Origin of the sequence: Paracoccus sp. SY, from assembly GCF_002901215.1 — a bacterium.
Classification (GTDB): Bacteria; Pseudomonadota; Alphaproteobacteria; order Rhodobacterales; family Rhodobacteraceae; genus Paracoccus; species Paracoccus acridae.
Map to the genome: position 1 here is coordinate 95,875 of NZ_NWMQ01000005.1, position 21,755 is coordinate 117,629.

A 21,755-nucleotide genomic window follows, 5' to 3' on the forward strand; every position below is an offset into this window, starting at 1 on the left:
CAGGAGACGTGCCATGACCACCACCCGCTTCGCCCCGTCGCCCACGGGCCACATCCATGTCGGCAACCTGCGGACCGCGCTGTTCAATTACCTGATCGCGCGAAAGGCCGGGGGAACCTTCATCCTGCGCCTGGACGATACCGACCAGGAACGGTCCAAGGAAGAATATGCCGACGGCATCAAGCGCGACCTGGAATGGCTGGGCCTGCACTGGGACCGCGTGGAACGCCAGTCGGCTCGGCTCGACCGCTATGCCGAGGCGGCGGACCAGTTGCGCGAGGCAGGGCGCCTTTACGAGGTGTTCGAGACGCCCACCGAACTGGACCTGAAGCGCAAGAAGCAGCTGAACATGGGCCGTCCGCCGGTCTATGACCGCGCCGGGCTGAACCTGTCGGATGCCGACAAGGACCGCCTGCGGGCCGAAGGGCGCGAAGGGTACTGGCGCTTCAGGCTGGACCAGGAACGGATCGAATGGACCGATGGCATCCTGGGCGACATCTCCATCGACGCGGCATCGGTCAGCGACCCGGTGCTGATCCGCGCGGATGGGCAGGTGCTTTACACCTTTGCCAGCAGCGTGGATGACACCGACATGGCCGTCACCCATATCGTGCGCGGCGCGGACCATGTGACCAACACCGCGACCCAGATCCAGATCATCCGCGCCCTTGGCGGCACGCCCCCGTCCTTTGCCCATCACAGCCTGCTGACCGGGGCGCAGGGCGAGGAACTGTCCAAGCGCATCGGCGCCCTGTCGATCCGCGACCTGCGCGAGGCGGGCGTCGCCCCCGAGGCGCTGCTGTCGATGATGGCGCGGCTGGGATCCAGCCAGCCGGTCGAGTTGAAGATGACGCTGGACGATCTGGCCGAGGGCTTCGACCTGTCGCAATTCGGCGCCTCGCCCACGAAATTCGACGCCGAGGATCTGTGGCCGCTGACGCGCGAACGCAACCAGGCGCTGCCTTTCGATGCGGTCCGTGACCGCATTGCAGCGCTTGGCGTGCCCGCCGATCTGGCCGAACGCTTCTGGGCCGTGGCCTCGCAGAACATCACGAAGCTGGACGACCTGGCCGACTGGTGGACGATCTTCAGCCAGGGGGCCGAGCCGCAGATCGACCCCGAGGACGCCGATTTCATCGCCCAGGCCATGCCGCTGCTGCCGCCGCCGCCCTATACGGACGCGACCTGGGGCGAGTGGACGGCCGCCGTCAAGGACGCCACCGGGCGCAAGGGCAAGGGCCTGTTCATGCCGCTGCGCAAGGCCGTCACCGGCCAGGCCCATGGTCCCGACATGGCCCAAGTCATGCCGCTGCTGCAGGTGGTCAAGGCGCGCGGGTGATCGGGCGCTTCAGCGAAAAAACAACCGCCGCCCGGCTTGGGCGGCGTTTTCATTTTCGTGACGAATACCGCTTGACGCCCCCCGCGCCACCCCGTAAATCGCCCCCACCCGTGGCGGAGTAGCTCAGCTGGTTAGAGCAGAGGAATCATAATCCTTGTGTCGGGGGTTCAAATCCCTCCTCCGCTACCACGTTTCCCCTTCAATCTTGTCGTGGACCCGTCCTCAGGGATTGGCCCGTCCTTGTCTTAGGCAGATTTGATGACGCAGCATTTTCCGGGTGTTGAAGCCTTTTCAGACAAGGGGCAGGACAATGTTGTCTCTTTGGGCGAAGGGTCGCGGGTCACCCGGATCGTGATCGAAGGTCACCGCAACACGATCAAGATCGGCGCGCGATGCAGACTGGCCGGGCAGATCGTGGTCAGGTGCAACGATGGCCATATCGAGATCGGCGAGGATACGACCTCGATGCGGATCATGCTGCACATGCACGAACCCTCGCGCATTGTGATCGGACGCGACTGCATGTTCTCGGGCGGGATATGGCTGGACAGCAGCGACAACCATTCCATCATAGACCTTGCATCCGGCAAGCGGATCAATCCCAGCAAGCCGATCACGATCGGCGATCACGTCTGGGTCGGTCGGGAAGTGACGATCCTGAAAGGGTCGGTGATCGGCAGCCATTCGATCATCGGCGCAAGTTCGATGGTTCGGGGGGTGATCCCTCCCAACTGCATCGCGGTGGGATCGCCCGCCAAGGTCATCAGAACCGGCGTCACCTGGGACAGGCGCAGGCTGCCGATCTGAACCTGGCTGCCGTCATTCATCCGCCAGGCTGGATGGCCGGGCCATTGCACCCGTCCTGACCAAGGAACCTGCCCGCTTGTCTGCCATCGCGCTTGCAAGCCCGGTTGCGGTTCATTGCCACGAAGGCCTGGCTTGGACTGCGGGGTTGGCCGTCCTGCGGCCGGTGCTGTCCTTCTGATGCCAAGCAACCCTCTCGCCCCATGAAGTCCGGCATCCCTATGCGCGCCTTCGATTTTCTTGCAAGAAGCAGGATGCCAACGGGCAGGGCTGTTTCCTTACTCTTATCAGTCACTTTTCCGCTAGGGTCGCATTTCTGCAACAGTTCTTGCAGTCACTGCAATGTTGGGCTGGAAAGCCCCGCGCTTCACCATATCTAGGGGCCTCGAGACCAAGAAGCTCGAAAAGAATAAGGAGACTGCCATGAAACTCGTTGCCCTTTCGGTTGCCGCATCGCTGGCCACCTCGGCTGCATTCGCCGGCGGCTATGTCGCCCCGGTTGTGGACACCACCCCCGTCGTGGCGCCCGTCGTTCCGGTCGAGGCTGGCACGGACTGGTCCGGCTTCTATGCCGGTCTGCAGTATGGCCAGGGTAATGCAGAACTGTCGGGTACCGATCTCGACAGCGACTATGACGCCTACGGTCTGCACGCCGGTTACCTGTTCGACTTCGGCCAGGTGATCGCCGGTGCCGAACTCGACTACAACAAGGTTGACTTGGACGAGGTCGACGATGATGCCGACCTGTGGCGCCTGCGTGGCCGCGTGGGCTATGATGCCGGCCGCTTCCAGCCCTATGCGACCCTGGGTGTTGCCCGCGTGTCGGCTGACGTGGCTGGGGACGACATCTCGGAAACCGGGATCACCTATGGCCTGGGCGCTGAATACCTGGTCACCGAGAACTTCTCGGTCGGCGCGGAATACAGCCGCAGCGACTTCTCGGACGTCATCAACGATGGTGTCGATCTGGACACCGACCTGGTGCAGGTCCGCGCGTCCTATCGCTTCTGAGACGGCCGACCCTTGTGTCACGACGCGGTCCCGAAAGGGGCCGCGTTTTCGTTTGCTCAGTCGTCCACCACGCTGAGAATGCGGGGCAGGGCGGGGCAGGGCAGCAACTGGTTCCGGGCCACATCGGCCAGCGAATGATTGTGCAGGAAGACATAGACATGCGCCGACAGGCTTTCCCACAGCCGGTTCGACAGCGTCTGCGCCCGCGATCCGGAAACGCCCCCCGACGCCCCCGCGCCGACATGCATGGCGCTGACGGTCTCGTCCACGGCTTCCAGGATCTCGGCGATGCGGATCGTCTCGGGCGGGCGGGCCAGGCGATAGCCGCCGCCCGGACCCCGGACGGATGCCACCAGCCCTGCGCGGCGCAGGCGCACGAACAACTGTTCGAGATAGGGCAGCGAAATGTCCTGCCGGGCCGAAATCTCGGCCAGCGAGGTCAGGTCATCCCCGCGGGCGGTGGCCAGATCGACAAGCGCGATGATCGCATAGCGACCCTTGGTGGACAGTTTCATCTGCTGGTCCTTCTGTTGCGACCGGGTCGGATTGACGACGCGCGCACTGCCGCGCTATGCCGCCGAGGCGCGTTTCTTGCGCAATCCAGACCGACATCCCAGATAGCGGTCTAAAAGCGCCACGCAGATGCGTCAAGAAACCACCGTCATGTCGAAGGAAGACGATGCCAGAGCTGATTTTCCCCGGTCCCGAAGGGCGGCTTGAGGGCCGCTATCACCCCCAGCCGGGCAAGCCCGACGCCCCCCTTGCCATCGTCCTGCATCCGCACCCGCAATATGGCGGGACGATGAACAACCGCGTCGTCTATAACCTGCACTACGCTTTCCACAAGCTGGGCTTCACCGTGATGCGGTTCAACTTCCGCGGCGTGGGGCGCAGCCAGGGCGAATTCGACCAGGGCATCGGCGAACTGTCGGACGCGGCATCCGCGCTGGATTACCTGCAGGCGATGAACCCCAACAGCAAGCATTGCTGGGTCGCGGGCTTCAGCTTCGGCGCCTGGATCGGGATGCAGCTTCTGATGCGCCGCCCGGAAATCACCGGCTTCATCAGCGTGGCCCCGCCCGCGAACATGTACGATTTCAGCTTCCTGGCGCCTTGCCCGTCGTCGGGGCTGATCGTGAACGGCACCGCCGACCGCGTGGCCCCGCCCAAGGACACGCATACGTTGGTCAGCAAGCTGCGCGAACAGAAGGGCATCACCATCACGCATGAAGAAATCGAGGGTGCCGACCACTTCTTCCGCGACGATGAACAGCACATGAAGCCGATGATCGACCTGGTGCAGTCCTATGTCCGCCGCCGCCTGACCGAAACCAGCCGCTAGGGCCTCCGTGTCGGATCGCATCGCCCGCCAGTTCGCCTTCCTGGCCGAGGCTGACCGGCTGAAATCCGTCGATCGGGCGAATGTGCTGCTGGACCTGTCCCGGCCGGAAAACAGCGCCGAACACAGTTGGCACGTCGCCTTGCAGGCGATGGTGTTCGGCGCATCCGACCGCGCCATCCGCATGCTGCTGCTGCATGACCTGGTGGAAATCGACACGGGCGACCAGCCGATCCACCTGGATCACGACGCCCCCGCGCTGGCCTTGGCCGAGGCGCGGGCGGCACGGCGCATCTTCGGCCTGTCGCCGGATTGCGATGCCCTGATCGACCTGTGGCAGGAGTTCGAGGCCGGCACCTCGGCCGATGCAGTTATGGCCAAGCGCATGGATCACAGCCAGCCGCTGTTCCAGGTGCTGCTGGCCCCGCAGCCGTTGCCCGACCATCTGGGGATCGTCCGCGCAAACCTGAACGGCGGACGCGCGGCGCGGCTGGCCGCCGAATGGCCCGAAGCGATGGCCTGGGCCAGGGCGGCCCTGTCTGGTTCACCCGGTGCCGATGATGACCTGTCCCGCCGCCTGCGTTTCCTGGCCGAGGCCGATGGGCTGAAATCGATCCTGCGGGCCAATCTGCTGATCGACGGGTCGCGCCGTGAAAACAGCGCCGAACACAGCTGGCATCTGGCGCTTTACGCCCTGGTCTTCGCCGATCTGGCCGGACCCGGTGTCGATGTGGGGCGGGTCATCCGCATGTTGCTGCTGCATGACCTGGTCGAGATCGACGTGGGCGACGTGCCGCTGCATTCCGCAGGGGGGCAGGCGCATGGCTCGGCCCAGATCCAGGCGGCCGAGGCGGCAGCGGCCCTGCGCATCTTCGGCCTGCTGCCGGACGCACAAGCCCGTGATTTCCTGGCGCTGTGGCAGGAGTTCGAGGCCGCGGCCAGCCCCGACGCCATCTTCGCCAAGGCCCTGGACCGATGCCAGCCCGTGATCCAGAACCTGCGGTCGGGTGGGATCGGCTGGATCGACTATGGCGTCACCTTCCGCGACATCGAGACCCGGGTGGGCAGCAAGATCAGCCTGGGCGCGCCGGACCTGTGGCAATGGCTGCGCGGCGAGGTCGAGGCATTCTTCGCCTGACGCTCAGCTTGCTAAGGGCTTCTGGTTCGCCGCATGGCGCGAGGCAAGCTGCATGGCCTTCTTGCCCGCCACGAAGGGCCGGGCGCCCGGGAATGGCTCGGTCGCGTGGCGAAGCTGCGGGAACAGGGTGAAAATCTCGGCCGCGGCATCGCCCAGTGCCAGAAGGGCTTGCGGTCCGGGATAAAGCGATTCGGTTTCCGCACCGTTCGACACCAGGATTTCATGGGCGTCGAACATCAGATGGACATAGGTGACGCCAGGCGCGTCCGTCACGATGTCGATCCCTTCGATCCCGGTCATGTGCTTGGCCGCGATCAGCAGTTCCTGTGCCCCGAACATCCGCGCGGCAATGGCCGAACGCACCAGGATGCGGTGCTGCTGGGACACCAGCAGATCCTGCGCAGGCACGTTGCGGCCAAGCGCCCCGGCGGCGATGCGGACGGGCGACAGGGCGGAATTGGCCGCGATCTCGGACCCCGTGACCCTGCGGGAGCCGGTCCAGCGGACGGGTTGCAATCCGTTGTCGCGCGTCATCACCAGATCGCCGACCCGAATGTCTTCCACCGGGCGATCGCCCGTGGCGGTGCAGATCAGCGTGCCGCTGGTGAAGCAGCTGATCGGCAGGTCGAAGATCGTCGGCTTGAACGAGATCGTCGCCACATAGGTGTTCTTGTCCAGGGGAGTGGCCGACAGGATCTTGACCCCGCGCAGGGCGTCGATGCCATCCCATTGGCGCAGGGCGTCCTTTGACGGACGGAAGAACATGTCGCCGTTCTTCATCTGGATCAGCACGCCGTCCTGCTGGGCCAGGCTGCCGTCCGGGAAGGTCAGCTGATAGCGCACGGACAGAAAGCCCGTGATCGTCGAACTGACGGGTCGGCCGGTCAGCGGCGCATCATAGGTCATGCGGGAATCCGACACGTCCCGCCCCCAGCCATCCTGGTTGTAGGCGGTCGAGAATGCCTGGGTGGGCTTGCCATCGACGACGATCGAATGGGTGTTGCCCTGGATCGTGACGGGCTTGATTTGCGCGGTGCCGACGGCGCCATATCCCGTCATTCCGTTCGCTTCGGCACTGGTCGAAGGCGTGCCGCCGGTCGCATTCACCTGCGCGTGATTGCCGAGCCACATCCATGTGACTGTCGCCATGAAAACACCTGATACTCGTAACTACTACAGGTGTCGGATATCACCCTATGGTTGAAAAATCATCTATCTTCTTCGGGGCATTTTACGAAAATCCTGCGGCAAAGACGCGCGCTCATGACGCTGCAACAGTGTTCCGGCAAGGGTCTCTGGTTTGCATACCGCTGCATACATTCTTTCCTTTATCCCTCACCCCGGCTATAGCCGCAGCCGAATCCAACGCCGAAGGGAATGCCCATGTCGAAGATCAAGGTAGCCAACCCCGTCGTCGAGCTTGACGGCGACGAGATGACCCGGATCATCTGGGACTTCATCAAGCAAAAGCTGATCCTGCCCTATCTGGACGTGGATCTGAAATACTTCGACCTGGGCATCGAGGAACGCGACCGGACCGAGGATCAGATCACCATCGACGCCGCCAATGCCATCAAGCAATACGGCGTGGGCGTGAAATGCGCGACCATCACGCCCGACGAACAGCGGGTCGAGGAATTCGGCCTGAAGAAGATGTGGAAATCGCCCAACGGCACGATCCGCAACATCCTGGGCGGCGTCATCTTCCGCGAACCCATCATCTGCCAGAACGTCCCGCGGCTGGTGCCGCACTGGACCAAGCCCGTGATCGTCGGCCGCCATGCCTTCGGCGACCAGTACAAGGCCACCGACTTCCGCTTCCCCGGCAAGGGCAAGCTGACGATCCGCTTCGTCGGCGAGGATGGCGAGACCATCGAGCACGAGGTCTTCCAGGCCCCGTCGTCGGGCGTGGCAATGGCCATGTACAACCTCGATGACTCGATCCGCGACTTTGCCCGCGCCTCGATGAACTATGGCCTGCAGCGCGGCTATCCGGTCTATCTGTCCACCAAGAACACGATCCTGAAAGCCTATGACGGCCGCTTCAAGGATCTGTTCCAGGAAGTGTTCGACACGGAATTCGCCGACCAGTTCAAGAAGGCCGGCATCACCTATGAGCACCGCCTGATCGACGACATGGTGGCCTCGAGCCTGAAATGGTCGGGCGGCTATGTCTGGGCCTGCAAGAACTATGACGGCGACGTGCAGTCCGACACCGTGGCCCAGGGCTTCGGCTCGCTGGGGCTGATGACCAGCGTGCTGATGACGCCCGACGGCAAGACCGTCGAAGCCGAGGCGGCGCACGGCACCGTGACGCGCCATTACCGCGAACACCAGAAGGGCAACCAGACCTCGACCAACTCGATCGCGTCGATCTTCGCCTGGACCGGCGGGCTCAAGCACCGCGCCAAGCTGGACGACAACGCGGCACTGCTGAACTTTGCCGAGACGCTGGAGCGCGTGACCGTGCAGGCGGTCGAGGACGGCCACATGACCAAGGACCTGGCGCTGCTGGTGGGCCCGGACCAGAAGTGGCTGACCACGATGGGCTATCTAGAAAAGGTGGACGAATACCTGAACAAGGCGCTGAACTGAGGCGTCGGGACAGAAAAGGGGCCGGGCATTCGCCCGGCCCTTCCTGCCTCCGACGGGGATATTTGGGCACAGAAGATAGGGCCCCCTCTTCTGTGCCCAAATATCCTGGGGGAGTCGCGCGGCACGCGCGGCGGGGGCAACGCCCCCTTTCTTCGGCGGCCAAGCTGCGATAAGGCACGGGCGATCCCAGCAGGAGCTGTCCCATGAAAGCCGCCGTCATCACCTTTCCCGGATCGAACTGCGACCGCGACCTTGCGGTGGCCCTGCAAAACGCCGGGGCGCAGGTGGCGCGGGTCTGGCACAAGGACCAGACCCTGCCCGAAGGCACCGACCTTGTGGCCGTTCCCGGCGGCTTTTCCTTTGGCGATTATCTTCGCTGCGGGGCGATCGCGGCCCATTCGCCCATTGCCGGGGCGCTGCGGCTTCATGCGGAACGGGGCGGCTATGTGCTGGGGATCTGCAACGGCTTCCAGGTCCTGACCGAACTGGGGCTGCTGCCGGGCGCGTTGATGCGCAATACCGGGTTGACCTTCCTGTGCAAGCCCGCCGTCCTGAACGTCGTCACCGCCGACAGCGATTTCACCGCAGGCTATGCCAAGGGCCAGCAGATCACCATTCCGGTCGCCCATCATGACGGGAATTACCAGGCCACGGCCGACGATCTGGCGCAGCTTCGGGACCAGGATCGCATCGCCTTTACCTATGGGCCGGCGATCAACGGGTCCGTGGGCGACATCGCGGGCGTGCTGTCCGCAAACCGCCGCATCCTGGGCATGATGCCGCATCCCGAACGCGCCGCCGATCCGGCGCTTGGCGGTACCGATGGCGCGGCATTGTTCCGCAGTCTTGTGGCCGGAGTTGTCAACGCCTGACTTGAGCATGGCGGCTTCTGCGCCTAGAGTGCGGCAGTTCTGCAACATGGCCGGATTCCATAGGTGATCGAAGACAGGGACAGCATCAGCGCGTCAGAGCGTTCCCGGCCCCGGCTGTCCCAATTCGGCAACCCGTGGTGGCTGCGCGCTGCGGTGGCGTTGATCTTTGCCCTGGCGATCCTGTCCGTCTGGACGACGAATGCCTGGCTGACCACGCGCTTTTCGGAAAACACCCGTGTTCGGTCGGAACTGCGGCTTGCGCTTTATACCGGCAACCTGCTGTCCGAATTGCAGCGCACGGCGGTGGTGCCGCTGCTGCTGGCGCGCGATCCGGCGCTGATCGGGTCGTTGAACAGCAACGATTTCTCGACCACCTCGGCCCGGCTGATCGCGGCGCAAAAGGAAATCGGCGCGGCCTCGATCCGGCTTCTGGATGCCTCGGGGCGCACGGTGGGGGCCACCGACCGGTTCCAGTTGGGCGCGAACAACGTCCTGTCGCCGTTCTATGTCGAGGCGCTGCGGTCGCGCGAAACGGTCTTCACTGTCGCGAACCAGGGCAGCGGCGGGTATGAATTCACCTATTCCCGCGCGGTGGTGTCCGATGGCAAGACACTGGGCGTGATCGTCGTCGGCGCCGATCTGTCGCGGCTGGAACGGTCCTGGGCGGGCATTTCGGACGCCGTGGCTGTCACCGACAGCGAAGGCAATATCATCCTGGCGACGGAACCCCGATGGCGTGGCCTGACCATGCCCGAGGCTCTGGCCGTGCGCGACGCGCCATCCGCCATCCAGCGGGCGTTCCAGGTCACGGCCGACTGGACCGCCATGCCGATCGACGCCTATGTCCAGGGCCGCGCCGTCATGCAGTCCGAGGCGCGCATCCCGTTCCGGGGCTGGCGGATGATCAGCTTCACCACCTATGCTTCGGTGCGCGAACAGGTGAACGCGGTCCTGGCGCTGGAAATCATGGGATTCGCGATCCTGCTGGCCGGGACCTTCTATGTCCTGTCGCGCCGCGCCCGCAGCCAGTCCGTCGCCTATATGCGCGAATCGGCTGACCTGCGCGCGTTGAACCTGCGCCTGACCCGAGAGATCGCCGAGCGCGAACGGATGCAAAAGGAACTGCGCGTCGCCGAACAGACCGTCCAGCAAAGTTCCAAGCTGGCGGCCCTGGGCGAGATGTCGGCAGGCGTCAGCCACGAGTTGAACCAGCCGCTGGCCGCGATGAAGACCTATCTGGCCGGCGCCCGTCTTCTGCTGCAACGCGGCCGGGCCGAGGAGGCGCTGTCCTCCTTCCAGCGGATCGACGACCTGATCGAACGCATGGGCGCCATCACCCGGCAGCTGAAATCCTATGCCCGAAAGGGCGGCGAGGCGGTGGAACCGGTGGATCTGCGCGCCGCCGTCAGCAGCGCCCTGACCATGATGGAGCCGCAGCTTCGCGGGCGGGCCATCCGCGTGACCCGCAACCTGCCGCGCGGCCCGGTGATGGTGATGGCGGACCGCATCCGGTTGGAACAGGTCATCATCAACCTGCTGCGCAATGCCGTCGATGCCGTCCGCGACAGGCGCGATGCCCGGATCGAGATCACGGTGGAAACCGGCGCCAATGCCCATGTGCTGGTGCGCGACAACGGGCCGGGCATATCGGATCTGGAAAAGCTGTTCGAGCCGTTCTGGACCACGAAGAAACCGGGCGAGGGGACAGGGCTGGGGCTGGCCATATCCTCGTCCATCATGGCCGATTTCGGCGGTCGCCTGACCGCGCATAACGCAGACCAGGGCGGCGCCGTCTTCGCGGTCGAGATGCCTTTGCACAAGCCGGGGCAACCCGCGCAGACGCTGGCCGCCGAGTGAATGTTCGAGAGAGGAAGACCTATGTCCCGCAAATTGAAGATTGCGATCGTTGATGATGAACCGGACATGCGGGAATCGATCAGCCAGTGGCTGGTGCTGTCCGGGTTCGAAACGGAAACCTATCCCAGTGCCGAAGACGCGCTGAAGGTCATCGGGTCCGACTGGCCCGGCATCGTGGTCAGCGACATACGCATGCCCGGCATGGACGGGATCGCCTTCCTGAAGCGCCTGATGGGGCTGGATTCGGGGCTGCCCGTGATCCTGATCACCGGCCATGGCGACGTGCCGATGGCGGTCGAGGCGATGCGGATCGGCGCCATGGACTTCATGGAAAAGCCCTTCAATCCCGACAAGATGACGGCGCTTGCCAAGAAGGCCACGCAGATGCGGCGCATGACGCTGGACAACCGCGCGCTCCGTCGCGACCTGTCGGAAGGCCAGCAGGTGATGTCCAAGCTGATCGGCACCAGCCCCGTGATGGAGCGCCTGCGCGAGGATATCCTGGATCTGGGCCAGGCAGACGGCCATGTGCTGATCGACGGCGAAACCGGCACCGGCAAGACGCTGGTGGCCCATGCCCTGCACGCCGTCGGCCCGCGCGCGTCCCGGAAATTCGTGCCTGTGTCCTGCGCCGCCTATAACGACGAGGCGCTGTCGGCCCGGCTGTTCGGCCCGGTCGAGGACGGCATTCCCGCCGTCGAGGAGGCCCGCGGCGGCACCCTTTGCCTGGAAGACATCGAGGCGCTGTCCGAACCCCTCCAAGCCCGCCTGCTGGCCTTCATCAGCGACCAGGGGACGCCCGCCGAAACGCGCATCATCGCCATCTCGAACGCGCGGGGCGAAGGCCGCCGGGCCGAGGATTCGCTTCGGCCCGACCTGTTCTATCGCCTGTCGGCGCTGAAGATCACCCTGCCGCCGCTGCGCGCGCGGGGCGAGGATATCCTGTCGCTGTTCACCCGCATGACCGAGCAGTTCTCCGAGGAATACGGCTGCGAGCCGCCGCAGGTCAGCGCCCAGGAGGCCGCCCAGCTTCTGCAGGCCCCCTGGCCCGGCAATATCCGCCAGTTGATCAACGTGGCCGAACGCGCCGTGCTGCAGAACCGGCGGGGATCGGGGTCCATCGCCTCGCTTCTGATGGCGGACGGGGAAGACAACCAGCAGGCCACCACGACCGAGGGCAAGCCGCTCAAGGAATATGTCGAAAGCTTCGAGAAGATGCTGATCGACAACACCATGCGCCGCCACAAGGGCAGCATCTCGGGCGTGATGGAGGAATTGTGCCTGCCGCGCCGCACCCTGAACGAGAAGATGGCCAAATACGGCCTGCAGCGGGGCGATTATCTTTGAATATAACAGGGGGCGGATTTCTCCGCCCCCATTGTGTCGTATCGGGCCTTCACAAAAAACGATACCAAAAACTTAGCCCAAAATTGGACCGATCCGCAGGGGTTCGGTCAGACGGCAAGTTCCTTCACCTATACACCGACGCATTCACCCAGAAGATCCAATGCGGGATCGTCGGGGGATACGCCGTCAAACACCACTTCTGACTTGCCATTCTTCTTCAAAGCCGAACCTTGAAAAAAGGTGCGGTCGGAAAGGCTTGCACCGCCATTCTTGCGCGGCAGGACATCAGGATATTCGTTTGCATATTCCAATGTCATGATCGCAAACCGGCTGTTCAGGCCGTCCCTTTCTTGCGCAGACTTTCTTGACTGCTGGCTCAACTTACTTTCGCGTCACCCATGGCTCAACCTGTCCATTTGGGCAATTAACATGCGCGTGTTCATAGCGGCATGTTTTGGTTAAGAAATTGCAATCCTTGAAGATATTCATCGACAAGGGACGGGTGTCCCTGCCGCTGGCGCATTTCCGGGCGATCCTTGTGGGACATGGCTTGGCCCTTGCGCCATGATCGCTGGGGCGCTAACCCCGCCGGGGTCAGCAGAAGGCATTCCGACATGAGCGACAGTTCCGCAAAGGGGCTTCACCCGCGCACCCAGGCCGTCCATCACGGCATCCGCCGCAGCCAGTATGGGGAAATGGCCGAGGCGATCTTCCTGACCCAGGGCTTTGTCTATGACAGCGCCGAACAGGCCGAGGCCCGCTTCAAGGGGACCGGCCCGGACGAATTCATCTATGCCCGCTATGGCAACCCGACCAGCCGCATGTTCGAGGATCGCATCGCCGCCCTGGAAGGGACCGAGGACGCCTTTGCCACGGCCAGCGGCATGGCGGCGGTCAATGGCGCGCTGTTTTCCATGTGCAAGCCCGGCGATCACATCGTGGCGGCCCGCGCGCTGTTCGGATCCTGCCTTTATGTGCTGGACCTGCTGGCGAAATTCGGGGTCGAGGTCACCTATGTGGACGGCACCGACCTGGACCAGTGGCGCGCGGCGCTTCGCCCCGGCACCAGGGCCGCCTTCTTCGAGACCATGTCGAATCCGACACTGGAGGTGATCGACATCAAGGCCGTCGCCGATCTGGCCCACGCGGTCGGCGCCCTGGTCGTGGCCGACAACGTCTTCGCCACCCCGGTCTTTTCCCGCGCGGCCGATCTGGGCGCCGATGTCGTCGTCTATTCCGCGACCAAGCATATCGACGGCGGGGGGCGGGCGCTTGCGGGCGTCATCTGCGGCACCCGCCAGTTCGTGCGCGAGGTTGCCGAGCCCTATCTGAAACATACCGGCGGCGCGATCAGCCCCTTTCACAGCTGGATCATGCTGAACGGGCTGACCACCATGGACCTGCGCGTGCGCGCCCAGGCCGACAGCGCCCTGGCAATCGCCCAGGCGCTGCAAGGCCATCCGGCGCTGTCGCGGGTGATCTATCCGGGCTTGGCCGACCATCCCCAGCACGACCTGGCGATGCGGCAGATGGGATCGGGCGGCACCATGATCGCCTTCGAGGTCGCGGGCGGCAAGGACGCGGCCTTCGCCGCGCTGAACCGGCTGGGGATCATCAGCATTTCCAACAACCTGGGCGATGCGAAATCCATCGTGACGCATCCCGCGACGACCACCCATCAGCGCCTGTCCGACGATGACCGCGCCTATCTGGGGATCACGCCGGGACTTCTGCGGCTGTCCGTCGGGCTGGAACATGCCCCCGACCTGATCGACGACCTGCACCAGGCGCTTGCCCCCTGAACCGGCCGGGTCGCGCGCCTGGCCCGTCCTGCCGGATTTATGCTTTGGAATCCGGCCCGGAATCCCCATATTAGGCCGCGATCTTCGTTGAAGGATGTCCGCATGACCGAAGCACGCCCGATGATCCCCGCCTATCCGGCCCTGGCGCGCAGCTATGATGCGGGCTTCAGGGTGGATGATACCTACAAGGCCGGACTGCCCGACCTTCAGAACGGCCCGGCCAGCCTGATCGTGGGCGCGCGCGCGCCGATCCAGCATGTCGGGATTTCCAACTTTCGCCTGCCGATCCGCTATCAGACCCGCGACGGGGGCGAACTGACGCTGGAAACCAGCGTGACCGGCACGGTCAGCCTGGAAGCCGACCGCAAGGGCATCAACATGTCCCGGATCATGCGGTCCTTTTACGCCCATTCCGAACATGCCTTCAGCCTGAAGGTGCTGGAAGCCGCGCTTGACGATTATCAGGCCGACCTGGATGCCTATGACGCCCGCATCCAGATGAAGTTTTCCTATCCGATTCGGGTGGATTCGCTGCGGTCGGGGCTGTCAGGCTGGCAGTATTACGACATCGCGATGGAGATCCTGGATTTCCACGGCCAGCGGCTGCGGATCATGCATTTCGACTATGTCTATTCCTCGACCTGCCCCTGTTCGCTGGAACTGTCCGAACACGCGCGCGAGACCCGGTCGCGGCTGGCGACGCCCCATTCGCAGCGGTCCATCGCCCGGATCTCGGCGGTGATGGTAGGGCCGGAGAAGATCTGGTTCGAGGACATGGTGGAACTTTGCCGCCGCGCCGTGCCCACCGAGACGCAGGTGATGGTCAAGCGCGAGGACGAACAGGCCTTTGCCGAACTCAACGCCTCGAACCCGATCTTCGTCGAGGATGCGGTGCGCGCCTTTGCCCAGCAACTGCTGGCCGATCCGCGCTTCGGCGATTTCCGGGTGGTTGCCAGCCATCAGGAATCGCTGCATTCCCATGACGCGGTCAGCCTGATGGTGAACGGGCCAACCTTCGCCCAGGCATCCCTGGATCCGATGACCTTCGTGGGCCTGCGCGCCTAATAGGCTGCAGACCCGGTGCCTTCGGGCAGCGCGCCATAGGGCAGCCAGATCGTCTTGGCCTGCGTGGCATGGCGCAGGAAGACCTCTCCCTGGGCCTGCGGGCCGCACCAGTCGCGATGGGCGGGCGCCCAGACGGGCTTGAGATTGCCGCCCGCGGCCTTTTCCACCGCCGCCAGATCGCCGCCCACCATCCACATCGCCGCGACCTCGTCATGCGCGGCCAGCACGCGGGCGAGGTCATTGCGGGGGCCGGTGACGATATTGACCACGCCCCCCGGCAGGTCGGACGTGTCGAAGACCTGGTACAGGTCCGTCACGGCCAGCGGATCGTCCTGCGCGGCAATGGCGATGACGCGGTTGCCCATGGCGATGGCGGGCATGACCAGAGACATGAACGCGGCCAGCGGCTGCGCATTGGGGCAGGCGATGCCCATCACGCCGAAGGGTTCGTTGACCACATTCAGCAGGTGGCCGGGCTTGGCCTGAACATTGGCGCCATCGAACTTGTCGGCCCAGGCGGCATAATGGAAGGCGCGGGCGATGGCGGCATCGACCTCGGCCCGGCCGGTGCGGGCGGCGAATTCGTCGGCGCGGGCCGACAGGTTCTCGGCGATGTAATACAGCACCTGCGCGCGGGCATGGCCGCCCATAGCGGCCCATTTCCCGGCCTTGGCGGCGGCTTCGACCGCGTTGCGGATGTCCTTGCGGCTGCCCAGGGGCGCAAGGCCGCCCGGCACGGCATAGCTTGCGCCGCCGTCCGGCCGCTTCTGCGCGCCGCCGATATACAGCTTGGCCGTGCGGTCCAGATCTGTGGCATGGCCTGTCCCGGTGGTGGCCGCGACCGGGGCTGCGGGGGCCGGTTCAACCGCCCTCTCGACCGCCGGTTCGGCCAGATAGTCCAGCATCCCCACGCGCCCGCCTTCGCGGCCAAAGCCGCTTTCGCGATAGCCGCCAAAGGGGGCCGCCGCGTCGAACAGGTTGGCGCAGTTGATCCAGACCACGCCCGCCTTCACCCTGGCGGCGATATCCGTTGCCACCGCCGCGCTTTCCGACCAGATCGAGGCGGCGAGGCCATAGCGCGTGTTGTTCGCCAGTTCGACCGCCTCATCCGCCATGCGGAAGGTCGAAAGCGTGGCGATGGGACCGAAGATCTCCTGCTCGAAGCCGGGATTGGCGGGGCTGATGTTGCGCAGATAGCCCGGCGCGATGAAGCAGCCCTCCTGCGCGCCCCCGCCGACCAGTTCCGCCCCGGCATCGGTGGCCGCCTTGCAGATCGACAGGATGCGGTTCTTCTGGATGGGATCCACGATGGCGCCCACATCGGTGGACTTGTCCAGCGGCGGCCCGACCCGCAGGCGGGACATACGGGCGGCCAGCAGGGTTTCGAACCGTTCCGCCACCGCCTCGGCCACCAGGATGCGCGATCCGGCGCAGCAGACCTGGCCGCCGTTGAACCAGATCGAATCCACCACGCCTTCCACCGCCGCATCCAGGTCGGCATCGGGCATGACCACGAAGGGCGACTTGCCGCCCAGTTCCAGCGTCAGCCGCTTGCCCGTCCCGGCAAGCTGGCCCGCAATCGCGCGGCCCACCTGGGTCGAGCCGGTGAAGGCGATCTTGTCCACATCCGCCGCGACAAGGGCCGCGCCGGTGTCGCCGTCGCCGGTCACGATGTTCACGACGCCTGCGGGCAAGCCGATCTCCTGGCAGATCTCGGCAAAGGCAAGCGCGGTCAGGGGCGTGTATTCGGCAGGCTTCAGCACCACCGTATTGCCCGCCGCAAGGGCAGGGGCGATCTTCCAGGCCAGCATCAGCAGCGGAAAGTTCCAGGGGATGATCTGGCCGCAGACGCCGATCGGGGCATGGCCGGGAAAGGCCGTATCGCGCAGTTCCGCCCAACCGGCATGGTGGTAGAAATGCCGCGCGACCAGCGGCACGTCGATGTCGCGCGACTCGCGGATCGGCTTGCCGTTGTCCAGCGTCTCCAGCACCGACAGGAAGCGTTCGCGTTTCTGCACATGGCGGGCAAGGGCATAAAGGTAACGCGCCCGCTGCGTTCCCGTCAGCGCCGCCCAGCCGGGCTGCGCCTGCCGCGCCACCGCCACCGCCGCCGCCACGTCATCGGCGGTCCCCTGCGACACCTGCGCCAGAACCTCGCCCGTCGCGGGATCGCGGCTGTCGAACAGGTGTCCCGGTTCGGTGAAGCTGCCGCCGATGAAATGGCCGAATGCGCCGCGCCGCGCCAGCCAGTCGCGCACGGCGGCGCTATCCTCGACCGAGGGGCCGTATTCCATCGTTTCCATCAATTCGCTCACGCTGGTCATGCGTCCCTCAGGCAATCGCTTGGCGGTAACCGGCGGCATAGCGGCCCGTCACATGGTGGCTGATCTGGCGTTCGATATCGCCCAGAAGGCTGGAGGCGCCGATGCGGAACAGGTCGGGGCGCAGCCAGTCGCGGCCCAGTTCCTCGGCCATCAGCACCTGCCAGTTCAGCGCGTCCTTGGCGGTCCGCAGCCCGCCCGCGGGCTTGAAGCCCACGACATGGCCGGTCTGGTCGCGATAATCGCGGATCGCCCGGCACATCACCAGCGACACGGGCAGGGTGGCGTTCACGCCTTCCTTGCCGGTCGAGGTCTTGATCCAGTCCGCCCCCGCCTGCATCGCCACATGGCTGGCACGGGCGACATTCTCCAAGGATTTCAGGTCGCCCGTAGCCAGGATCGCCTTCATCCTGGCATCGCCGCAGGCCTCGCGCATGGCGCGCAATTCGTCGTAAAGCGCCGTCCATTCGCCGCGCAGCACATGGGCGCGGGTGATGACGATGTCGATCTCGTCCGCGCCGTGTTCGACCGCGTAAAGGATCTCGGCCAGCCGCAGGTTCAGGGGCATCAGCCCGGCAGGAAAGCCGGTGGCGACGCTGGCGACCGGGATGCCGGAATTGCCAAGGGCACGCTTGGCGGGCGCGATCATGGTGGGATAGACGCAGACCGCGCCGGTCGTCAGGCCGGTGACGCCCATCGCCTCCAGCAGTTCGGACGCGATGGGCTGGCGGGCCTTGGCGCAAAGCCGCGCCACACGGTCGGGCGTGTCGTCGCCCGCCAGCGTCGTCAGGTCGATGCAGCGCACGGCGTTCAGCAGCCAGGCCGCCTGATGGTCCTTCTTCAGGCTGCGCCGGGCGGGCAGGCTGGCCGCGCGGCGTTCGACCGCCGGGGTATTGATGCGGATATCGGCGAACCAGTCGGTCCGCAGATCGGTGCCGGGATTGCGGGTCATGGCTTTCTCCGCCAGCCGCCGAATCCGCGTTCCTGGAACTGCGCCCACATGCGCCAGATCAGCGCCAGCAGCAGCAACAACACGATGCAGACGATGGAGGCTGCCCAGTTGCGCGGGCGTTCGTCCGGCCCGGCCAGCGTGTCGATGCTGACCGCGTTGGGATAGGTGGACAGCCACGCCATCCGCCAGCCATAGGCGGTCACGCTGACCCATTGCGGGTTTTCGCGCGTGGATTGCAGGTTCGTCGCCTCGGCCTGCAGGTTGGCGCTGTCGTATTTGAAATAGGGCGGCCAGATCCAGCCGGTATCCTCGTTGCGGTAAACGAAGACCTTGCCGTTGGGGCGCACGGTTTCGATGAAGCGCACGTCGCGCTGGCCTTGCGCGTTCTCCACCGTGCCGGTGTTGTCGGACGCATAGAAGATCGCGTTCGAGGCCGTGACCGAGGTCAGCCGGTTATAGGTATTGGTGATCCGCACCGTGTTCTTGGACGGCAGCGCATAGTCCAGGAACAGGAACACCGCGATGCCGAACAGCACGCCGGCCGCGACCTTGAGATAATGCATGGATGGCGCGCCCTTACTGCCAGTTGACCCAATAGATGATGCCCACGACCGCCAGGTTGGGCAGAACGAAGACCAGAAGCAACAGCCGCGATTTCAGCGTCCTGTCGAAGCCGATCATGGACCTGCGGACGAACGCGCGCCGCGCGGGGGTGTTCCCCGGCATGGAGGGGTGGCGTTCGTCCCAAATCTCTTCCAGCCGCTCGTGCCGCAGCGACCGGAGATAGACCCGCAGCAGCAGATAGAACACCGTCTCGGCGATCAGCAGGAACAGGATCAGGCGGATGAAGGCGGCCAAGGGCGGTTCCGGGATGGTTTCGCCCGAAGGCTAGCATCGCAGGGGGCAGGGGACCAGCGGTCAGAACGGCACGTCATCCCCGCCCGCAGGCTGGACATAGGCGGCCTTGATGTTCTTGAAGCCCGCCGCGAATTGCACGGTCAGCGTATCCTCGGCGATGCCCATCACCGTGCCCTCGCCGAACTTGGCATGTGTCACGCGGTCGCCCACGGTGAACTTCGACGCAGGCTCGGCGTCGATGATGATGGGCGCGCGGTGGACGGGTGCCTTGCGTTCGGATGCGCGGGCCTGCATCCGCTTCCATCCGGGAGAGTTGTAGACATCGGCCTTGGCCGCGCGTTCGTGCAGCGCATTGACCGGACCGCCTGCCGCGAATGCCATCGCCGCGCCATAGCCGCCGCCGTAAAGGCCGGGGGGCGTCAGGACCTCGACATGTTCGGGCGGCAGTTCATCGACGAAGCGCGAGGGCATGGAGCTTTGCCATTGCCCGTAAAGCCGCCGGTTGCCCGCAAAGCTGATCGTCGCCAGCCGTTCCGCGCGGGTGATGCCGACATAGGCCAGGCGCCGTTCCTCCTCCAACCCCTTGGTGCCGTTCTCGTCCATGGCGCGCTGGCTGGGGAACAGCCCGTCCTCCCATCCCGGCAGGAAGACGATCGGAAATTCCAGGCCCTTCGCGGCGTGCAGGGTCATGATGCTGACCTGCTCGGCTGCCTCGCCCTCGTCCCGGTCCATCACCAGGGCCACATGTTCAAGGAAGCCCTGCAGGTTCTCGAATTCCTCGAGCGCCTTGACCAGTTCCTTGAGGTTGTCCAGACGCCCCGGCGCGTCGGGCGACTTGTCGTTCTGCCACATGGCGGTATAGCCGGATTCGTCCAGGATCCGCTCGGCCAGTTCGACATGGTTCACGCGGTCGTCCAGGGCATCGGCGTGCCAGCGGCCCAGGGCCTCGGTGAACTGGCGCATGCTTGCCGCGGCCTTGCCGGACAGATCGCCCGCCGTCAGCGCCGCGACCGTGCCGTCCAGCAGCGACAGCCCGCGCGCCCGCGCCATGTGCTGAATGGCTTGCAGGCCCTTTTCGCCAAGGCCGCGCTTGGGCGTGTTGGCGATGCGTTCGAAGGCCAAGTCGTCGGCGGGGCTGACCACCAGCCGGAAATAGGCCATCGCGTCGCGGATTTCCGCGCGTTCATAGAAGCGCGGGCCGCCGATCACGCGATAGGGCAGGCCGATCGACATGAAGCGATCCTCGAAGGCGCGCATCTGGTGGGACGCGCGGACAAGGATGGCGATGTCGTTCAGGCTGGTGCGGCCGATGCTGGCGCGATGGCCGCCGTGGAAGGCCTCGATCTCCTCGCCGATCCAGCGGGCCTCCGCCTCGCTGTCCCAGTGGCCGATCAGGCGCACCGGCTCTCCGCCCTCGGCCTCGGTCCACAGGGTCTTGCCCAGGCGGCCCTGGTTGGCGGCGATCAAGCCCGAGGCGGCGGCCAGGATCTGCGGGGTCGAGCGATAGTTCTGTTCCAGCCGGATCACCTGCGCGCCGGGGAAATCCTTCTCGAAGCGCAGGATGTTGCCGACCTCGGCGCCGCGCCAGCCATAGATCGACTGGTCGTCGTCGCCCACGCAGCAGATGTTGCGATGCGCCTGGGCCAGCAGCCGCAGCCACATGTACTGCGCCACGTTGGTATCCTGGTATTCGTCCACCAGGATATAGCGGAATCGCTCCTGCCAAGACCGAAGCACGTCCGGGTGCGCCTGGAACAGCGTCACGCAATGCATCAGCAAATCGCCGAAATCGACCGCGTTCAGCGCCAGCAGGCGGTTCTGATAGGCCTGGTACAGCTTGCCGCCCCAGCCGTCGAAACCCGTGCCCTCGCCCCTGGGCAGGTTGGCAGGGGTCAGGCAGCGGTTCTTCCAGCCGTCGATCAGATGGGCCAACTGGCGGGCGGGCCAGCGTTTCTCGTCCAGGTTCTCGGCCTGGATCAGCTGCTTGAGCAGCCGGATCTGGTCGTCCGTGTCCAGGATGGTGAAGGAGGGCTTCAGGTGCAGTTCGCCATTGCCGATCAGTTCGGCATGGCGGCGCAGGATCTTGACGCTGATGGAATGGAAGGTGCCCAGCCAGGGCATCCCCTCGACCGTCTCGCCCAGCAGGCGGGCGATGCGGTTCTTCATTTCCCGCGCCGCCTTGTTGGTGAAGGTCACGGCCAGGATCTGGCCCGGCCGCGCGCGGCCCAGCATCAGCAGATGCGCGATCCGCGTGGTCAGCGCGCGGGTCTTGCCGGTGCCCGCGCCCGCCAGCATCAGCACCGGCCCGTCCAGCGTTTCCACGGCGGCGCGCTGCGCGGCGTTCAGCCCGTCCAGATAGGGGGCAGGGCGCGCGGCCATCGCGCGTTGCGACAGCGGCACGCCACCCATGTCGTCGGAATCGTCCAAAAGCTCCATCCCGCCAACATAGGCGGGT

19 protein-coding genes and 1 tRNA gene are annotated in these 21,755 nt (G+C 65.2%); 12 read left to right on the forward strand and 8 right to left on the reverse strand.

The window, feature by feature from the left end:
- Positions 1-13: 13 nt before the first annotated feature.
- The 4 genes from gltX to CK944_RS06435 all read left to right on the forward strand — a co-directional run bounded on the left by gltX (position 14) and on the right by CK944_RS06435 (position 3,154).
- Positions 14-1,339: a glutamate--tRNA ligase gene (gene gltX, locus CK944_RS06420; RefSeq protein WP_103172222.1), complete on the forward strand. Its 1,326-nt coding sequence runs from the start codon at positions 14-16 to the stop codon at positions 1,337-1,339.
- Between the two features lie 112 nt (positions 1,340-1,451).
- Positions 1,452-1,528, forward strand: a tRNA-Met gene (locus CK944_RS06425).
- Positions 1,529-1,597: 69 nt separating this feature from the next.
- Positions 1,598-2,146: an acyltransferase gene (locus CK944_RS06430; RefSeq protein WP_103172223.1), complete on the forward strand. Its 549-nt coding sequence runs from the start codon at positions 1,598-1,600 to the stop codon at positions 2,144-2,146.
- A 420-nt stretch (positions 2,147-2,566) separates the two neighbouring features.
- A complete protein-coding gene (locus CK944_RS06435; protein ID WP_103172224.1) occupies positions 2,567-3,154 on the forward strand; it encodes an outer membrane protein in 588 nt (195 codons plus the stop codon).
- Between the two features lie 56 nt (positions 3,155-3,210).
- Here CK944_RS06435 and CK944_RS06440 read toward each other — a convergent pair whose 3' ends face one another.
- Positions 3,211-3,669, reverse strand: a complete 459-nt coding sequence (locus CK944_RS06440; RefSeq protein ID WP_103172225.1) for an Rrf2 family transcriptional regulator — start codon at positions 3,667-3,669, stop codon at positions 3,211-3,213.
- A gap of 164 nt (positions 3,670-3,833) precedes the next feature.
- Between CK944_RS06440 and CK944_RS06445 the strand changes: the two genes are divergently transcribed.
- The gene (locus CK944_RS06445; protein WP_103172226.1) at positions 3,834-4,496 is read left to right on the forward strand and encodes an alpha/beta hydrolase; all 663 of its coding nucleotides are present in this window, start codon (positions 3,834-3,836) and stop codon (positions 4,494-4,496) included.
- Between the two features lie 7 nt (positions 4,497-4,503).
- The gene (locus CK944_RS06450) at positions 4,504-5,631 is read left to right on the forward strand and encodes an HD domain-containing protein (RefSeq protein ID WP_103172227.1); all 1,128 of its coding nucleotides are present in this window, start codon (positions 4,504-4,506) and stop codon (positions 5,629-5,631) included.
- 3 nt (positions 5,632-5,634) lie between these two features.
- On the opposite strand, the gene CK944_RS06455 is transcribed toward CK944_RS06450, so the two are convergent.
- A complete protein-coding gene (locus tag CK944_RS06455; RefSeq protein WP_103172228.1) occupies positions 5,635-6,780 on the reverse strand; it encodes a Hint domain-containing protein in 1,146 nt (381 codons plus the stop codon).
- A 234-nt stretch (positions 6,781-7,014) separates the two neighbouring features.
- On the opposite strand from CK944_RS06455, the gene CK944_RS06460 reads away from it, so the two are divergent.
- From CK944_RS06460 to CK944_RS06475, 4 genes are all read left to right on the forward strand, one after another.
- Entirely contained in the window at positions 7,015-8,226 is a 1,212-nt protein-coding gene (locus CK944_RS06460) for an NADP-dependent isocitrate dehydrogenase (protein WP_103172229.1), read from the forward strand.
- Between the two features lie 203 nt (positions 8,227-8,429).
- Positions 8,430-9,098: a phosphoribosylformylglycinamidine synthase subunit PurQ gene (purQ, locus tag CK944_RS06465; RefSeq protein WP_103172230.1), complete on the forward strand. Its 669-nt coding sequence runs from the start codon at positions 8,430-8,432 to the stop codon at positions 9,096-9,098.
- A 141-nt stretch (positions 9,099-9,239) separates the two neighbouring features.
- A complete protein-coding gene (locus tag CK944_RS06470) occupies positions 9,240-10,955 on the forward strand; it encodes an ATP-binding protein (RefSeq protein WP_103172312.1) in 1,716 nt (571 codons plus the stop codon).
- Between the two features lie 21 nt (positions 10,956-10,976).
- The gene (locus CK944_RS06475; protein ID WP_103172231.1) at positions 10,977-12,302 is read left to right on the forward strand and encodes a sigma-54 dependent transcriptional regulator; all 1,326 of its coding nucleotides are present in this window, start codon (positions 10,977-10,979) and stop codon (positions 12,300-12,302) included.
- Positions 12,303-12,430: 128 nt separating this feature from the next.
- On the opposite strand, the gene CK944_RS06480 is transcribed toward CK944_RS06475, so the two are convergent.
- Positions 12,431-12,682, reverse strand: a complete 252-nt coding sequence (locus tag CK944_RS06480; protein WP_146038614.1) for a hypothetical protein — start codon at positions 12,680-12,682, stop codon at positions 12,431-12,433.
- A 234-nt stretch (positions 12,683-12,916) separates the two neighbouring features.
- Between CK944_RS06480 and metZ the strand changes: the two genes are divergently transcribed.
- Both metZ and folE2 read left to right on the forward strand, forming a co-directional pair.
- Complete coding sequence (metZ, locus tag CK944_RS06485; protein ID WP_103172233.1) at positions 12,917-14,104, forward strand: O-succinylhomoserine sulfhydrylase; 1,188 nt, start codon at positions 12,917-12,919, stop codon at positions 14,102-14,104.
- Between the two features lie 102 nt (positions 14,105-14,206).
- Positions 14,207-15,169, forward strand: coding sequence for a GTP cyclohydrolase FolE2 (gene folE2, locus CK944_RS06490; RefSeq protein ID WP_103172234.1), 963 nt, complete (start codon positions 14,207-14,209; stop codon positions 15,167-15,169).
- Here the strand turns inward: folE2 and CK944_RS06495 are convergent.
- Genes CK944_RS06495 through CK944_RS06515 form a run of 5 tightly spaced genes read right to left on the reverse strand, consistent with a single transcriptional unit; the run spans position 15,166 to position 21,736 of the window.
- On the reverse strand, positions 15,166-17,493 hold the full coding sequence (locus tag CK944_RS06495) for an aldehyde dehydrogenase family protein (protein WP_103172235.1): 2,328 nt from the start codon (positions 17,491-17,493) through the stop codon (positions 15,166-15,168). The genes folE2 and CK944_RS06495 overlap by 4 nt on opposite strands.
- Positions 17,494-17,500: 7 nt before the next feature.
- Positions 17,501-18,442, reverse strand: coding sequence for a deoxyribose-phosphate aldolase (deoC, locus tag CK944_RS06500; protein ID WP_103172236.1), 942 nt, complete (start codon positions 18,440-18,442; stop codon positions 17,501-17,503).
- Positions 18,439-19,005, reverse strand: a complete 567-nt coding sequence (locus tag CK944_RS06505) for a DUF1523 family protein (protein ID WP_103172237.1) — start codon at positions 19,003-19,005, stop codon at positions 18,439-18,441. The genes deoC and CK944_RS06505 overlap by 4 nt, the downstream gene beginning before the upstream one ends.
- A gap of 13 nt (positions 19,006-19,018) precedes the next feature.
- On the reverse strand, positions 19,019-19,300 hold the full coding sequence (locus tag CK944_RS06510; RefSeq protein ID WP_103172238.1) for a hypothetical protein: 282 nt from the start codon (positions 19,298-19,300) through the stop codon (positions 19,019-19,021).
- Positions 19,301-19,360: 60 nt separating this feature from the next.
- Complete coding sequence (locus CK944_RS06515; protein WP_103172313.1) at positions 19,361-21,736, reverse strand: ATP-dependent helicase; 2,376 nt, start codon at positions 21,734-21,736, stop codon at positions 19,361-19,363.
- Positions 21,737-21,755 lie beyond the last annotated feature (19 nt).

Bases quoted from the DNA above. Each gene is read 5' to 3' on its own strand.
- gltX (WP_103172222.1), top strand. From the start codon at position 14: ATGACCACCACCCGCTTCGCCCCGTCGCCCACGGGCCACATCCATGTC.
- CK944_RS06430 (WP_103172223.1), top strand. From the start codon at position 1,598: ATGACGCAGCATTTTCCGGGTGTTGAAGCCTTTTCAGACAAGGGGCAG.
- CK944_RS06435 (WP_103172224.1), top strand. From the start codon at position 2,567: ATGAAACTCGTTGCCCTTTCGGTTGCCGCATCGCTGGCCACCTCGGCT.
- CK944_RS06440 (WP_103172225.1), bottom strand. From the start codon at position 3,669: ATGAAACTGTCCACCAAGGGTCGCTATGCGATCATCGCGCTTGTCGAT.
- CK944_RS06445 (WP_103172226.1), top strand. From the start codon at position 3,834: ATGCCAGAGCTGATTTTCCCCGGTCCCGAAGGGCGGCTTGAGGGCCGC.
- CK944_RS06455 (WP_103172228.1), bottom strand. From the start codon at position 6,780: ATGGCGACAGTCACATGGATGTGGCTCGGCAATCACGCGCAGGTGAAT.
- CK944_RS06460 (WP_103172229.1), top strand. From the start codon at position 7,015: ATGTCGAAGATCAAGGTAGCCAACCCCGTCGTCGAGCTTGACGGCGAC.
- purQ (WP_103172230.1), top strand. From the start codon at position 8,430: ATGAAAGCCGCCGTCATCACCTTTCCCGGATCGAACTGCGACCGCGAC.
- CK944_RS06475 (WP_103172231.1), top strand. From the start codon at position 10,977: ATGTCCCGCAAATTGAAGATTGCGATCGTTGATGATGAACCGGACATG.
- metZ (WP_103172233.1), top strand. From the start codon at position 12,917: ATGAGCGACAGTTCCGCAAAGGGGCTTCACCCGCGCACCCAGGCCGTC.
- folE2 (WP_103172234.1), top strand. From the start codon at position 14,207: ATGACCGAAGCACGCCCGATGATCCCCGCCTATCCGGCCCTGGCGCGC.
- CK944_RS06495 (WP_103172235.1), bottom strand. From the start codon at position 17,493: ATGACCAGCGTGAGCGAATTGATGGAAACGATGGAATACGGCCCCTCG.
- deoC (WP_103172236.1), bottom strand. From the start codon at position 18,442: ATGACCCGCAATCCCGGCACCGATCTGCGGACCGACTGGTTCGCCGAT.
- CK944_RS06505 (WP_103172237.1), bottom strand. From the start codon at position 19,005: ATGCATTATCTCAAGGTCGCGGCCGGCGTGCTGTTCGGCATCGCGGTG.
- CK944_RS06515 (WP_103172313.1), bottom strand. From the start codon at position 21,736: ATGGAGCTTTTGGACGATTCCGACGACATGGGTGGCGTGCCGCTGTCG.